At 45.5% G+C, this 13,372-nt stretch carries 10 protein-coding genes; 6 read left to right on the top strand and 4 right to left on the bottom strand.

All coding sequences use genetic code 11. The features are described from left to right. Positions 1 to 139 precede the first annotated feature (139 nt). Entirely contained in the window at positions 140 to 1,387 is a 1,248-nt protein-coding gene (locus EYR97_RS17610; protein WP_131095071.1) for a multidrug effflux MFS transporter, read from the top strand. A 222-nt stretch (positions 1,388 to 1,609) separates the two neighbouring features. Here EYR97_RS17610 and EYR97_RS17605 read toward each other — a convergent pair whose 3' ends face one another. Then, positions 1,610 to 2,134, bottom strand: coding sequence for a hypothetical protein (locus tag EYR97_RS17605; protein ID WP_131095070.1), 525 nt, complete (start codon positions 2,132 to 2,134; stop codon positions 1,610 to 1,612). A gap of 162 nt (positions 2,135 to 2,296) precedes the next feature. On the opposite strand from EYR97_RS17605, the gene EYR97_RS17600 reads away from it, so the two are divergent. Next, the gene (locus EYR97_RS17600; protein ID WP_131095069.1) at positions 2,297 to 3,343 is read left to right on the top strand and encodes an AraC family transcriptional regulator; all 1,047 of its coding nucleotides are present in this window, start codon (positions 2,297 to 2,299) and stop codon (positions 3,341 to 3,343) included. A gap of 92 nt (positions 3,344 to 3,435) precedes the next feature. Here EYR97_RS17600 and ilvC read toward each other — a convergent pair whose 3' ends face one another. Next, complete coding sequence (ilvC, locus tag EYR97_RS17595; RefSeq protein ID WP_131095068.1) at positions 3,436 to 4,914, bottom strand: ketol-acid reductoisomerase; 1,479 nt, start codon at positions 4,912 to 4,914, stop codon at positions 3,436 to 3,438. Positions 4,915 to 5,070: 156 nt separating this feature from the next. Here ilvC and ilvY point away from each other — a divergent pair, with 156 nt between their 5' ends. Then, positions 5,071 to 5,937, top strand: coding sequence for an HTH-type transcriptional activator IlvY (ilvY, locus tag EYR97_RS17590; RefSeq protein ID WP_131095067.1), 867 nt, complete (start codon positions 5,071 to 5,073; stop codon positions 5,935 to 5,937). A 39-nt stretch (positions 5,938 to 5,976) separates the two neighbouring features. Here the strand turns inward: ilvY and EYR97_RS17585 are convergent, their stop codons facing one another. Both EYR97_RS17585 and EYR97_RS17580 read right to left on the bottom strand, forming a co-directional pair. Beyond that, complete coding sequence (locus EYR97_RS17585; protein ID WP_131095102.1) at positions 5,977 to 7,491, bottom strand: YifB family Mg chelatase-like AAA ATPase; 1,515 nt, start codon at positions 7,489 to 7,491, stop codon at positions 5,977 to 5,979. 317 nt (positions 7,492 to 7,808) lie between these two features. Further along, positions 7,809 to 8,426: a trimeric intracellular cation channel family protein gene (locus tag EYR97_RS17580; RefSeq protein ID WP_131095066.1), complete on the bottom strand. Its 618-nt coding sequence runs from the start codon at positions 8,424 to 8,426 to the stop codon at positions 7,809 to 7,811. Positions 8,427 to 8,936: 510 nt separating this feature from the next. On the opposite strand from EYR97_RS17580, the gene EYR97_RS17575 reads away from it, so the two are divergent. From EYR97_RS17575 to ilvA, 3 genes are read left to right on the top strand one after another with little or no spacing between them, the layout of a single operon-like run. Next, positions 8,937 to 9,869 carry a branched-chain amino acid transaminase gene (locus EYR97_RS17575; protein WP_131095065.1) on the top strand — a complete coding sequence of 311 codons (933 nt, stop codon included), beginning with the start codon at positions 8,937 to 8,939 and terminating at the stop codon, positions 9,867 to 9,869. 51 nt (positions 9,870 to 9,920) lie between these two features. Then, on the top strand, positions 9,921 to 11,771 hold the full coding sequence (ilvD, locus tag EYR97_RS17570) for a dihydroxy-acid dehydratase (RefSeq protein WP_131095064.1): 1,851 nt from the start codon (positions 9,921 to 9,923) through the stop codon (positions 11,769 to 11,771). Beyond that, positions 11,771 to 13,324: a threonine ammonia-lyase, biosynthetic gene (gene ilvA, locus EYR97_RS17565; protein WP_131095063.1), complete on the top strand. Its 1,554-nt coding sequence runs from the start codon at positions 11,771 to 11,773 to the stop codon at positions 13,322 to 13,324. The genes ilvD and ilvA overlap by 1 nt, the downstream gene beginning before the upstream one ends. The last annotated feature ends 48 nt before the right edge of the window (positions 13,325 to 13,372 follow it).

Genomic DNA, 13,372 nt, shown 5'->3' with positions numbered 1-13,372 from the left:
TAGATTTTACGATGGGAGCGAACAAAGCTGGCGGCTTTTTAACCATGTTTGGTGTATAATCACAAATTGAAGCGCGTGTATCACGCGCTTTTTTGTTTCCGCACTTTATTTCAAAACGTTACATCAAATTCGAGAATTTATGCCCCAGACATCTAATGGCGTATCAAAGGATACAGCAGTGGTTCAAAAGCCGGCTTTAGGGTTATTTGAGTTTATCGCCTTAATGGCAACCATGACTTCCCTTGTTGCACTCAGTATTGATGCAATGTTGCCTGCGTTAAGTCAGATTGGTATTGCGCTAAATGTTGCTCAAGCACATGAAACACACCTGATTGTCACGGTGTTTTTTGTGGGCATGGCATTTGGGCAAATGTTCTTCGGGCCTTTCAGTGATAGTAGAGGGCGTCGTTTAACCATACTCGTCGGTTTGTGCATATTTGCCCTAGGTACCTTTGTTTGTATGATTGCAACGAACTTAGAAACCATGCTGATTGGTCGTATTATTCAAGCCTTTGGGGTGTCTGGCCCGCGTATTGCGTCAATGGCAATTATCCGCGACCTTTATGTTGGCGATGCCATGGCGCGGGTAATGTCATTTATTATGATGGTATTTATCTTGGTGCCAATGCTAGCCCCTATTATTGGTCAAACCGTCATGGACTTATTTTCGTGGTTTCATATCTTTACCCTGTTTTTAGTTGTCGCTACCATGTCGGGCATGTGGTTTTTTTCTCGCCAAGGCGAGACGTTACCAAGGCATAGAAGAAAGAAATTTTCTTGGGCTCAATTTTTCGCATCATCTAAGTTTATTCTGACCCATCCGTCTGTAATGGGATATACCTTTGCTATGGGCTGCATCTTTGGTGCATTCTTAGCGTACTTAAGCGCGTCACAAACCATATTTACTGTGTACTATGATATGGGTGACATGTTTCCGTATATCTTTGCCACACTTGCCTTTTCTATTGGCCTTGCCTCTTATTTTAACGGCAAAATGGTGATGAAATTCGGCATGCGCAAGTTGTGTCGTTTCGCCCTAAAAGGCGTCAACATATTTGCTATTGTGTATGTGGCAATGCTTTTTGCTTACGACGGTTTACCACCTATAGCGCTAACGGTGTCGGTGATGTTTGTTGGGTTTTTCTTTGTGGGCATTTTGTTTGGGAATCTAAATGCCATGGCCATGCAGCCGTTAGGTGAAATGGCTGGATTGGGCGCGGCCATTATCGGTTCTTTTTCGAGCTTGTTCTCGGTACCCATTGCTTTATTTGTGGATAGCTTTTTAAGTGGTAGTCTTATGCCAATAGGGCTGGGCTTCTTAGTGTTCTTTGCGCTTGCGTATGTTTCTGTACGTTACGCTGAGCGGGTTCGTGAGTGTGGTGAGTAAGCGTCTTTAGAATATAGAGTGGATGTATGGCAAGACTTAGCGCGCGAGATAGAAAGCGGTCCCGCGCCTATGCCACATTATTCCCAAACCTGACATACCATACATTTTGCCACCTCTAACGCGGCCGCGTCAGAGGTGCCAGCGATCACCGCGATGATAATGGTGACTAATATTACCGCTATTGCCATCGTTGATGTTTTCTTTGGGTTTGGTTTTTGTTACTCATAGTAAGTTATCACTTTTATCTGCGACTTGCTTTTTGCGTCTCCAAGGCTCAATCGGCAGAGTAAAATATCTCCACCAAACGTATTTCCACGGAATGCAGATAATTATAAGACCAGTTCCTATTATTGAGCCTTTTACACTTACGATCCCCGGGATTTGCTCTCCTGCCATCCATAGCGGTAACGCCACTGCGGTCAACCACACTGCTTTCCAAACGACTTCAAATAGCATGATTGGTAGAAAGGCTAACGGACGAAACATGCCACCAATAGATAATATGGCAAGGGCGAGCAGAAGCGAATGTCCCGCCCCTCGCCATGTTGCCCATTCAGAAGGCCCTCCTAAAAGAGACATTAACTGCCATTTTCCGATGACAAAAACCAATCCAGCAAAAAACAATCGAAGTCCCCACGTTTTCCATAATGCTACAGATGGGGGAGTTTGGTCTGTTTTTCGGTATTCACGGTTACTTGTTAAATCGCTACTTGCTACATAGCTATTTTCTATATGGTTACTTTTCATAAGGGGCCTCGATTTCAAAATGTGTCGCCATCGTGCCACCCAGAAGCATTCAATGAGTGTCGAATTTGAAAATCGATCTACGAAAAAGGCAATAAATTAGAAATTCATAAAAAGAGAAATGAATTAATGTAAAGTATGTAGGCAAATAGTTGGGAGAGAAAATTGGAATTGTTACACCTTGCGCAATTGTTTGTTGTTTTGCTAAGTCTTACATTAGCACTCTTTCATTTTCGCTTTCGGGAAAAGCACCTCTTTCACCTTGTATATGCTATTTTTTGTGCCTCTTCCTCAATGTATGTTGCACACAAGCTCGTCGGCAGCTTTTGGGAGCCCTACCATCATTTAATAGGTATGTTCGGCGTTTTTACCGCTAGTGGGTATTGGTTATTTGCGCGCACATTTTTTAGAAAAAATAACCCAATAAATCGTCATCACCTCATTCTAGTGGGTTTACTTTCAATTTGTCTGGCACTACGCCACCTTTTACTATTTTCTGAAAAGATGTGGTTAGTGAACTCTGACTGGATAGCGCCACTAATTTCGATTTTAACCGAAGTTGTAGCAATAATTTACCCAGGTATGCTCGTTCTAATTTTCTGGGAGGGATACCGAGTATTGAATATCACCACCTCAAGACAACGGAAGGTAGCAATCATATATCTCGGTTCTTTTGTCTTTTGCGTCGTCAGTGTTATGTTAATAGGCTCTATACTTCCAGCAAGCTTGGCAAATGGCTCTGGTCGAGATTGGCTTTCCGCTTTCGCTTTTTTACTAATTTTAATGAGTTCGCACGGACTAATTCGCTTTCGCCAGCAACAACTTGAACAAACAGAAAAAGACGCGACTAGCTCAATTCAAGAAGAAGCATCTCTTGCCCAAGAGATTCAAACAATACTGGCTGATAAAAAACGCTTTTTGGAACCAAATTTGCGAGTTGCAGATATTGCTCGAGAATTGGATGTACCGGAATATCGTATAAGAGCGTTAATGCTGAATCATTTTAAAGCTAAAAACTTTAATCACTATGTCAATCAGATGCGTATCGAGCATGCCAAAACCATTTTGACTTCATCTGACAAACAAGGTTGGTCTGTGCTTGTTGTTGGTATGGAGAGTGGTTTTGCGTCTATCGCCCCTTTCACTCGAGCATTTAAAGAGTTTACAGGCTGCACACCAGGGCAATATAGAAAGCAACATTCTACAAAATAAAGCCTTTTTGATTTTTAGGTTGAACATAAAAAAGCCCGACCAAAATGGTCGGGCAAGAGGGCTTAGTTAAGCACCTAACGACAGAAACTGTCCTAACCTATGATGGCTTTCATGTCAGTCATGTAGCCACGTAAGGTTTTCCCTACGGATTCCACACCGTGTGAACGAATTGCTTCGTTTACTTCAACAAGGCGTTTGTTCTCTACTTGATTAGAAGTAGCAGACAAACCCTTACCGATAACAGAGGTGTCGATAGTAGGCATAAACTTCTCACGCAAAATCGGAATGGCTGCGTTAGCAAACAAATAGTTTCCGTATTCTGCAGTGTCTGAAATTACTACGTTCATTTCATACAAGCGCTTACGTGCGATTGTATTAGAAATAAGTGGTGTTTCATGCAGTGACTCGTAGTATGCAGATTCTGGAAGAATGCCTGCTTCTACCATGACGTCAAACGCCACTTCTACACCACACTTGATCATGGCAACAAGTAAGATGCCGTGGTCAAAAAATTCTTGCTCGCTGATTTCACCTTCGTAGGTCGGTGCATTTTCAAACGCGGTTTCACCGGTTTCTGCACGCCACTTAAGTAGGTTTGCGTCGCCATTTGCCCAGTCTTCCATCATAGTGCGAGAGAACTCACCACTGATGATGTCGTCTTGGTGTTTTTCAAACAACGGACGAAGTAAATCAGTCAATTGCTCTGAAAGCGCAAACGCTTTCAGTTTAGCTGGGTTAGACAGACGGTCCATCATGTTAGTAACACCGCCAATCTTAAGTGCTTCTGTAATGGCTTCTAGACCATACTGAATAAGCGCACCTGCGTAGCCAGCATCAATGCCGTCTTCAACCATCTTCTCGAAGGCAAGAACCGCAGCAACTTGTTGCATACCACATAGAATGGTTTGCTCGCCCATAAGGTCAGATTTCACTTCAGCCACAAATGATGACTCAAGTACGCCTGCACGATCGCCGCCTGTCGCACTTGCTAGCGCTTTAGCTTGATCCCAGCCTTTGCCTTCAGGGTCATTTTCTGGGTGCACAGCAATGAGTGTTGGTACACCAAAGCCACGCTTATATTCTTCGCGAACTTCAGAGCCAGGGCTTTTCGGTGCGCACATCACAACGGTGATATCGCTGCGAATTTGCTGGCCTTCTTCAACAATATTGAAACCGTGCGAATAACCTAATGTTGCGCCTTCTTTCATCAGAGGCATAACCGCTTCGACAACGCTAGCATGCTGCTTGTCCGGCGTTAGGTTGTAAACTAAATCTGCTTCAGGAATCAAGTCCTGATATGTACCAACAGTAAAACCGTTGCTGGTAGCGCGTTTGTATGAGTCGCGTTGCTCATCAATGGCTGCTTGACGCAGCGCATAAGAAACATCTAACCCCGAGTCACGCATATTCAGGCCTTGGTTAAGACCTTGTGCGCCGCAGCCCACAATGACAATTTTCTTGCCTTTTAAGAACTGACAACCGTCAGCGAATTCCTCGCGTGCCATGAATCGGCAGCGGCCAAGCTGATCTAACTGCTGGCGAAGTGACAGGGTGTTGAAATAATTAGCCATAAAAATTTCCGAACAACATTCATTTTTGTCAATATCAAACACCGACCTTGGTGAAGATAGACCTCGTCTATGACGACTTGGTAGTGAGACTAAGTGATTTCTTTTGTTTTGGAAAATGATATATTTGCAAGATAATATTGCAAATTGTGAAATACTATGGATTTTCGTAGCCTACAACTCTTTAATCACCTGGCGACTAGCCTGCATTTTGGTATTACTGCAGAGGCTATGTACGTCTCGCCTTCTACGTTAAGCCGCGTGATCCAACGCCTAGAAGACGAGTTAGGGTGCACTTTGTTTAAACGGGACAACCGCAAGGTGGCGTTAACGCACAGTGGGCACAAGCTGTTGGCCTTTTCAAAGCAGGCGTTAAAAGACTGGCAGCAGTTAAAGGTAGACTTAAAGGAAGATAACGACGCGCTACAAGGTGAATTAAGTGTGTTTTGCTCGGTGACAGCGAGTCAAAGTCATCTACCTGCCATGCTTAGACTTTTCAGACAGCAGCACCCAGGTGTGGATATTCGATTAATAACCGGAGATCCCGCCCTTGCAATAGAAAAAGTCAAAGGCAAGCAATGTGATCTATCGATTGCTATCTATACTCCAGATATGCCCACCGACCTTCACTTTACCCCTCTTGATAATGTGCCCTTGGTACTTATTGCGCCGCGTGAATGGCGGTTAACTCAGCTTAGTCAATTAGATTGGACCAAGCATCAGGTGATCATGCCAGAAACTGGCCCTACGCGCCGTACTGCCTATCACTGGTTTGCTGAGCACGGCATTCGCCCTAATGTTTATGCGTACGTTGGGGGCAATGAAGCCATTGTGAGCATGGTGGCACTTGAATGCGGTGTGGGATTTGTGCCAAAGGTGGTGTTAGATCACTCTAGTATGGCAAGTGCAGTAACGCAGATTCAGGTAGATGATATTGAGCCCTACGCCCTTGGCTTATGCTGCTTGCAAGACAAGCAGAACGAGCCGTTAATTAACGCCTTTATGCAACTAAAAGCACAAGTGTAGTATTAAATTTACTGATGTAGGTATTTCATATTAAACGCCTTAACTAGCGCTAAGTTGTTTTATTAGGTTATCCAAAGCCCTATAACCTAGGGCTTCGGCTATATGGGCTCGGCTCACGGTGGTCTCGTCTTGCAAATCGGCAATAGTTCGGGCCACCTTTAAAGTACGGTGAAACACGCGCATCGACAAGTTTAGCTGTTTGGCTGCGGCCTGTAAGAAGCGCAGGTCTGCATCGGATAGCGAACATACATCGGCAAGCTCCCCCGCATGCAGCGCCCCATTCGACTTGCCTTGGCGTAGTAATTGTCTTTGTCGGGCATCAGCAACAATTTGCTTACTGTTGTAAAGAGAATCACTAGGGCTATTCCCCTTGGGGGGTAAGTCATAGTCGGGTAATCGGGGTACTTCCACTTGAATATCAATTCTATCAAGCAACGGGCCCGATAAGCGGTTGAGGTAATTGAGCTGTTGTTGTGGTGTAAGGCGGTTGTCGTCAATATCGCCCGTCGGGCTTGGGTTCATTGCCGCAACCAATTGAAAGTTTGCGGGATAGGTTGCACTACCTGAAGCGCGAGATAAGTGCACATCACCGGTTTCTAGAGGTTCACGCAATACATCAAGTGCTTTTCTGCCAAACTCGGGTAACTCATCTAAAAACAAAATGCCGTGATGTGCTAGCGAAATTTCTCCCGGTACCGGATGTGAGCCTCCACCGGTAAGGGCTACGGCTGAACTAGTGTGGTGGGGAGAGCGCAAATGACGAGTCAAAAAGCGCTCGGTATTCAATTTCTCTCCCTTTACCGAGTGAATGGCTGCAACTTCTAAGGCTTCTTCCTCGGTCATTTCTGGCAATAAGGCCAACATCCTACTCGCCAACAAGCTTTTTCCCGTACCAGGTGGGCCTACCATCAGAAGATTATGCGAACCGCTGGCAGCAATCATCAACGCCCGTTTGGCTTGCTCTTGGCCAATAATATCGTCCCATCCTGCACTTTTACTTATTTTCTTATGAGGCGAAAAAAGCTGACCTTTGGCTAATTTTTTGTTTCCGGCTAAGTGTTCGTAGACTGACAATAAGTCGAAAGCGGGATAGCGTGTTGCGTGAGATACCAAGGCGGCTTCTATGTCGTTATCACCCGGGTAAATCAGCGGAGTATCTTCATTCGCCGCAGCCATCACAACGGGGATTAAGCCATTAACTGGTTTTATCTCGCCATTTAAAGCAAGTTCGCCGACAAAGGCAATATTTAACAGGTTGGTGTCGTTAATGTAGCCTGAGGCTGCAAGAATACCTACAGCAATAGGAAGGTCGAAGCGGCCGCCAAATTTGGGAATATCGGCTGGCGCCAAGTTTACGGTTATGCGTTTAGCTGGGAAGTCAAAACCACTGTTGATAAGTGCACTGCGTACACGTTCCCGCGCTTCTTTTACGCTGGTTTCTGCCATGCCCACCAATTGAAAAGCAGGCAAACCATTGGCAAGGTGAATTTCAACACTTACTTCTGGAGCGGATACTCCCTGCCCTGCAAACGTTTTTACCACCGCCATGCCCATGTCAATATCCCTTTTATTTCTTTGAAGTGCGAATAGCGGTGTATTCACTATTCTTTATGTCGCCTCTGCGTTTTCGATCTTCCCCCAAAAAGGGAGAGTGTAAAATGTCCGTACTCTTTGTTGTGTCACCTTGATGTAGAACCACTATACCTGCGGTAACACGCCGCGATTACGAACATTTTAACTCTCACTGAGTGGGTAATTATCTGTGCGGACTGGTATTACTTTAAACAAAGAAATAAGGTGCGGTTACTGTACAAGGGGCTAGAACTAGCTAGCCATATCTAATTAGTGCACGTGCTGAGAAGTAAGAGTCCCTAATGATGGTCGTTATAAAATACCGGTAATTGCCAATGCCAGCGCATCGCTCCTAGTCTAAACAGAACCGTGGTAATGAGTGCTGCGATGCCACACCACTGAGTAGCAATATCAAGTTGCATACCGATGCCATAAACGACGCCCCCTGCAATACATGTCATCGCGTAAAGCTCGCCGTTAAGTACCAAGGGAACTTCCCTGCAAATAACATCACGCAAAAGACCACCAAATACACCGGTTATCGTGCCCATTGCAATGGCAACAGCCATGCCAGTTTCATTCGCTAGGGCTTTTTCCATACCTACAACGTTAAACAGTGCAAGTCCAAATGCATCGGCAACCAGTAAATAGTGATAAGGGAAGCGTGGGCTTACACGCAACCAAACAATGGGGATAAGGGCAGCAATTAATGTAGTATATAAATAGTCGGTATCGGCAATCCAAAAAACCGGTACATCAAGCATGACATCTCTTAACGTTCCTCCGCCAATGGCCGTTGCACTGGCCAAAACAACAACCCCGAAACCATCCATGCGCTTTTGATAGGCCATCAGAGTGCCTGAAATTGCACAAACTGCAACACCTGCCAAATTCAGCCAATGAAACCAATCAATCATCAATATTCCTTTTTACATTAAAAACAGGCCTGATTACGGCAAAATACTTGATCACACCGCGCATTTCATGCTATTTCTTTGCGCATTAACAACGCTCACCGCAGCGTGTACGTTGAAAAAAGAGGTTAAGCCATAGCCTCTACCGAGCAACATTTCATTTTTTACAGTGCCAACGGATATGTGCATTGTGAGTCAAATTATCATTAAAAACAAAGCGCTAAATATAACTTGGCGTCAGAGTTTTTGTTGTCCTCCACGCTAGACGATAGAAGATGATTCAATACGTCGACAATATTATTCAGGAAACGCGTAACGCATAGATAGTTTTCGCCTTCGTAATGCACACAGTGGCATACAAAGCGTAAAATATTCTGTCCGTTTTATTCTCTCGCTTTCCTGTATGTTGGGCGCTTGCGCTCTGTCATGTATCATTCATCTCGGTATTAATTTTCTGTGTTGAAATAAGACGGCACAGTTTGGGCTAATCGCCCTCATTTGGAAGGATAACTCATGGCAAAGCAACCTGCTGATCACATTTGGTTCAATGGCGAAATCAAGCCTTGGAAAGAAGCCACTGTGCACGTAATGACTCACGCAATTCACTATGGCTCGTCTGTTTTTGAAGGCATTCGTGCATACAACACTCCAGACAAAGGCACATGTGTTTTTCGTTTGAACGACCACAACCGTCGTCTTTTTGATTCTGCGAAAATCTATCGCATGACCATTCCTTATACGTTAGAGGAAATCAATCAAGCGACTATCGACATTATCGCGAAGAACAACCTTAAGTCTGCATATATTCGCCCTATTGCCTTCTACGGCGATATCGGTATGGGCCTTCAAGTACCATTTGGGACTGAAACTGAAGTAACCATTGCGGCATTTGAGTGGGGTGCTTATTTAGGTGAAGAAGCACTTAAAAACGGTGTTGATGCGGGTATTTCTTCATGGAACCGCCTAGCGGCTAACACAATGCCCACTGGCGCTAAAGCGGGTGGTAACTACCTTTCTTCTCAGCTTATTTCAATGGAAGCGCGCCGTCACGGTTACGGTGAAGGTATTGCACTAGATAGAAACGGCTACATCAGTGAAGGCGCGGGCGAAAATATTTTTGTGATCCGCGATGGCGTTGTAAGTACCACACCAAAGACAGCTGCTATCTTGCCGGGTATCACACGCGATACTTGTATCACACTACTTAAAGATATGGGCTATGAAATTCGCGAAGAGAACATTCCTCGTGAAGCCATGTACCTTGCTGATGAAATCTTCATGTGTGGTACAGCGGCAGAAGTTACACCAGTGCGCAGTGTTGACGGTATTGAAGTTGGTGCAGGTGGCCGTGGCCCAATCACTAAGCAAGTTCAAGACATGTTCTTCGGTTTATTCAATGGTACTACTGAAGACAAATGGAACTGGCTGACACCAGTTTATAAGTAATTTTTTAAGTTTCACAAAGGTCGAAAGACCGCAAATTAACGGGAAGGATTTATGCCCAAGTTACGTTCTGCAACGACAACGCAAGGTAGAAATATGGCTGGTGCACGCGCTTTATGGCGTGCAACAGGAATGAAGGATTCTGATTTCGGAAAACCTATTATTGCTATCGCTAATTCATTTACGCAGTTTGTGCCTGGGCATGTTCACCTCAAAGATCTCGGTCAGCTTGTTGCTCGTAGCGTAGAAGCTGCAGGTGGTGTGGCGAAAGAGTTCAATACTATCGCGGTAGACGATGGTATCGCCATGGGGCACAGCGGTATGCTGTACAGCCTCCCTTCCCGTGAAATTATTGCAGATGCAGTCGAATACATGGTGAACGCACATTGCGCTGACGCCATTGTGTGTATTTCTAACTGCGACAAAATTACCCCGGGAATGTTAATGGCGTCCATGCGCTTAAATGTTCCTGTTATCTTTGTGTCTGGCGGCCCAATGGAAGCGGGGAAAACCAAGCTTTCCGACCAGTTAATTAAACTGGATTTGGTCGACGCCATGGTAGCGGCAGCTGATGATAAAGTGAGTGATGCCGATACCGACGAAATTGAGCGCTCAGCGTGTCCAACTTGTGGTTCGTGCTCGGGTATGTTTACCGCTAACTCAATGAATTGTTTAACAGAGGCGTTGGGTTTATCGCTGCCGGGCAATGGCTCTATGCTCGCGACACACGCCGACCGTGAAGCCTTGTTCAAAAAGGCTGGGCAGCAAATTGTTGAATTGTGCAAGCGATATTATGGCGATGACGACGACAGTGTATTGCCTCGAAATATTGCTAACTTTAAAGCGTTTGAGAACGCCATGAGCTTAGATATTGCCATGGGTGGTTCAACAAACACCATATTGCACTTATTAGCGGCGGCAATGGAAGGTGAAGTGCCTTTCACTATGGACGACATCGACAGATTGTCACGCAAAGTGCCGCACCTATGCAAAGTTGCACCATCGACACCGAAGTACCACATGGAAGATGTTCACCGAGCAGGTGGCGTATTAGGTATTTTAGGTGAGCTAAATAAAGCAGGTTTGCTAAATACCGATGTTAATCACGTATTGGGCAAACAGCTAACTGACGTGATCAGTGAGTGGGATATCACTAACCCAGAAAATACTGATGCGATCACTTTTTATCGCGCAGGCCCTGCTGGCATACGCACCACCCAAGCATTCAGTCAGGATTGTCGTTGGGATGATGCCGATGATGATAGAGAAAACGGATGTATTCGTTCTATCGAGCATGCCTACAGCCAAGAAGGTGGGCTAGCGGTACTGTACGGCAATTTGGCCGAAGATGGCTGTATTGTGAAAACCGCAGGCGTAGATGCGTCTATTTTGAAATTTACTGGTACGGCGCGCATTTACGAAAGCCAAGACGATGCCGTAGCTGGCATTTTAGGCAATGAAGTTAAAGCTGGCGATGTCGTCTTTATTCGCTATGAAGGTCCCCGTGGTGGGCCGGGTATGCAAGAAATGCTTTACCCTACGTCGTATTTGAAGTCGAAAGGCTTAGGTAAATCGTGTGCATTGGTTACCGACGGTCGTTTCAGCGGTGGCACCAGTGGCCTTTCAATTGGTCATTGCTCACCTGAAGCCGCAAGTGGTGGTGGCATTGGCTTGGTTGAAGATGGCGATAAAATTGAAATCGACATTCCTAACCGCAGTATCAATATCGCTATCAGCGATGAAGAGCTTGCCGAACGTCGAGCCAAAATGGAAGCCAGTGACAAACCATGGCGACCTAAAGATCGCGTGCGTGAAGTATCAACCTCATTAAAAACCTTTGCAGCACTGGCGACAAGTGCTGATAAAGGGGCGGTTCGTGATGTCAGCAAGTTGGAAAATTTGTAATGCCTAGTGATCACGTTAGCGACCACGACTACTTAAAGAAAATTCTGCTTGCCCCTGTCTATGATGTGGCAGTAGCAAGTGAGCTGTCTTACATGTCTTTGTTGTCGGCAGAGCTTGATAACGAGATATTTTTAAAGCGCGAAGACCAGCAGCCCGTAAAAAGCTTTAAGTTGCGAGGTGCGTACAACCGCATTTGCTCGTTGAGCGAGGCACAATTGCAAGCCGGTGTTATAGGGGCTTCTGCGGGTAATCACGCGCAAGGTTTAGCGTATAGTGCCAAAATGAAGGGCATACAAGCCACTATTGTGATGCCTGAGACCACGCCTGATATCAAAGTGGATGCCGTGCGTCGCTTTGGTGGCGAGAACGTCAATGTCGTGTTACACGGCACTAGCTTTGATCAAGCTAGTAACCATGCCAAGGCGCTGTGTGATACCCACGGTTATACCTTCGTTCCGCCGTTTGATGATCCTGATGTTATAGCAGGTCAAGGTACGGTTGCCCGAGAGTTGTTAGAGCAAAACCCTAACCTCGATATCTTATTTATCGCGGTAGGTGGCGGCGGTCTTGCCGCGGGTATTGCTGTGTATTTGAAGCAGTTAAAGCCAAGTATTAAAATTGTTGCCGTAGAGTCTGAAGAGTCGGCGTGCTTTATCAAGGCGCGCGAAGAAGGCGCTCCTACTGAGCTTGAAAGTGTAGGGATATTTGCTGATGGTGTGGCCGTTAAGATCATGGGCCAAGAAACCTTCAGGCTTTGTAATCGTCTTGTTGACGAAACCATCACAGTGACGAACGATGAAATTTGCGGCGCTATTAAAGATATTTTTGACGATACCCGCGTAATTGCTGAGCCTGCGGGTGCACTTTCTGTGGCAGCAATGCGCAAGTATGCTAAGCAGCATGACTTACACGGTAAAAAGCTGGGCGGTATATTGTGTGGCGCCAATATCAACTTTCACACTCTGCGCTATGTGTCAGAACGCTGCGAACTAGGTGAGCAAAAAGAAGCCGTATTCGCGGTAAAAATTCCAGAAACCAAAGGTGCTTTTAAGCAGTTTTGTGAGTGCGTGGGTGCAAAGGCAATCACCGAATTTAATTACCGTTACGCCAGTGACAGTGAAGCGCATATTTTTGTGGGTGTTAAACTTAAAGGCGGGCAGCAAGAGTTCAGTGCACTGCAACATGACCTAGAAGACAAAGGTTACGATTGCTTTAACTTAACTGATAACGAACTGGCCAAGTTACATGTGCGTCATATGGTAGGTGGGCGTCCGCCGGCACTGCTTAATGAACAAGTGTTCAGTTTTGAATTTCCCGAACGTCCTGGGGCGTTGTTGAACTTTCTCAATACCTTAGGTGAACAGTGGAACATTACGCTCTTCCATTATCGAAATCATGGTGCAGCGGAAGGTTTAGTATTGGCTGGTTTTGATATAGCGCCTGAAAGCCGTGCTGACTTCAATCAACACGTAGCTGAGCTAGGCTATAAAGTGGAAGAAGTTACAGACAACCCTGCTTATCGCTTCTTTTTGTCACAGCCAGCACAGAGCTAGAGCTGTAGTAAAGTAAGGCGGCTAAGGTCTACCGAGTTTTGCTTTGCA

The organism is Alteromonas sp. KUL42, assembly GCF_006538325.1.
Classification (GTDB): Bacteria; Pseudomonadota; Gammaproteobacteria; order Enterobacterales; family Alteromonadaceae; genus Alteromonas.
This window is presented reverse-complemented; position numbering and strand designations above follow the sequence as displayed.

Bases quoted from the DNA above. Each gene is read 5' to 3' on its own strand.
- EYR97_RS17610 (WP_131095071.1), top strand. From the start codon at position 140: ATGCCCCAGACATCTAATGGCGTATCAAAGGATACAGCAGTGGTTCAA.
- EYR97_RS17605 (WP_131095070.1), bottom strand. From the start codon at position 2,134: ATGAAAAGTAACCATATAGAAAATAGCTATGTAGCAAGTAGCGATTTA.
- ilvC (WP_131095068.1), bottom strand. From the start codon at position 4,914: ATGGCTAATTATTTCAACACCCTGTCACTTCGCCAGCAGTTAGATCAG.
- ilvY (WP_131095067.1), top strand. From the start codon at position 5,071: ATGGATTTTCGTAGCCTACAACTCTTTAATCACCTGGCGACTAGCCTG.
- EYR97_RS17585 (WP_131095102.1), bottom strand. From the start codon at position 7,491: ATGGGCATGGCGGTGGTAAAAACGTTTGCAGGGCAGGGAGTATCCGCT.
- EYR97_RS17580 (WP_131095066.1), bottom strand. From the start codon at position 8,426: ATGATTGATTGGTTTCATTGGCTGAATTTGGCAGGTGTTGCAGTTTGT.
- EYR97_RS17575 (WP_131095065.1), top strand. From the start codon at position 8,937: ATGGCAAAGCAACCTGCTGATCACATTTGGTTCAATGGCGAAATCAAG.
- ilvD (WP_131095064.1), top strand. From the start codon at position 9,921: ATGCCCAAGTTACGTTCTGCAACGACAACGCAAGGTAGAAATATGGCT.
- ilvA (WP_131095063.1), top strand. From the start codon at position 11,771: ATGCCTAGTGATCACGTTAGCGACCACGACTACTTAAAGAAAATTCTG.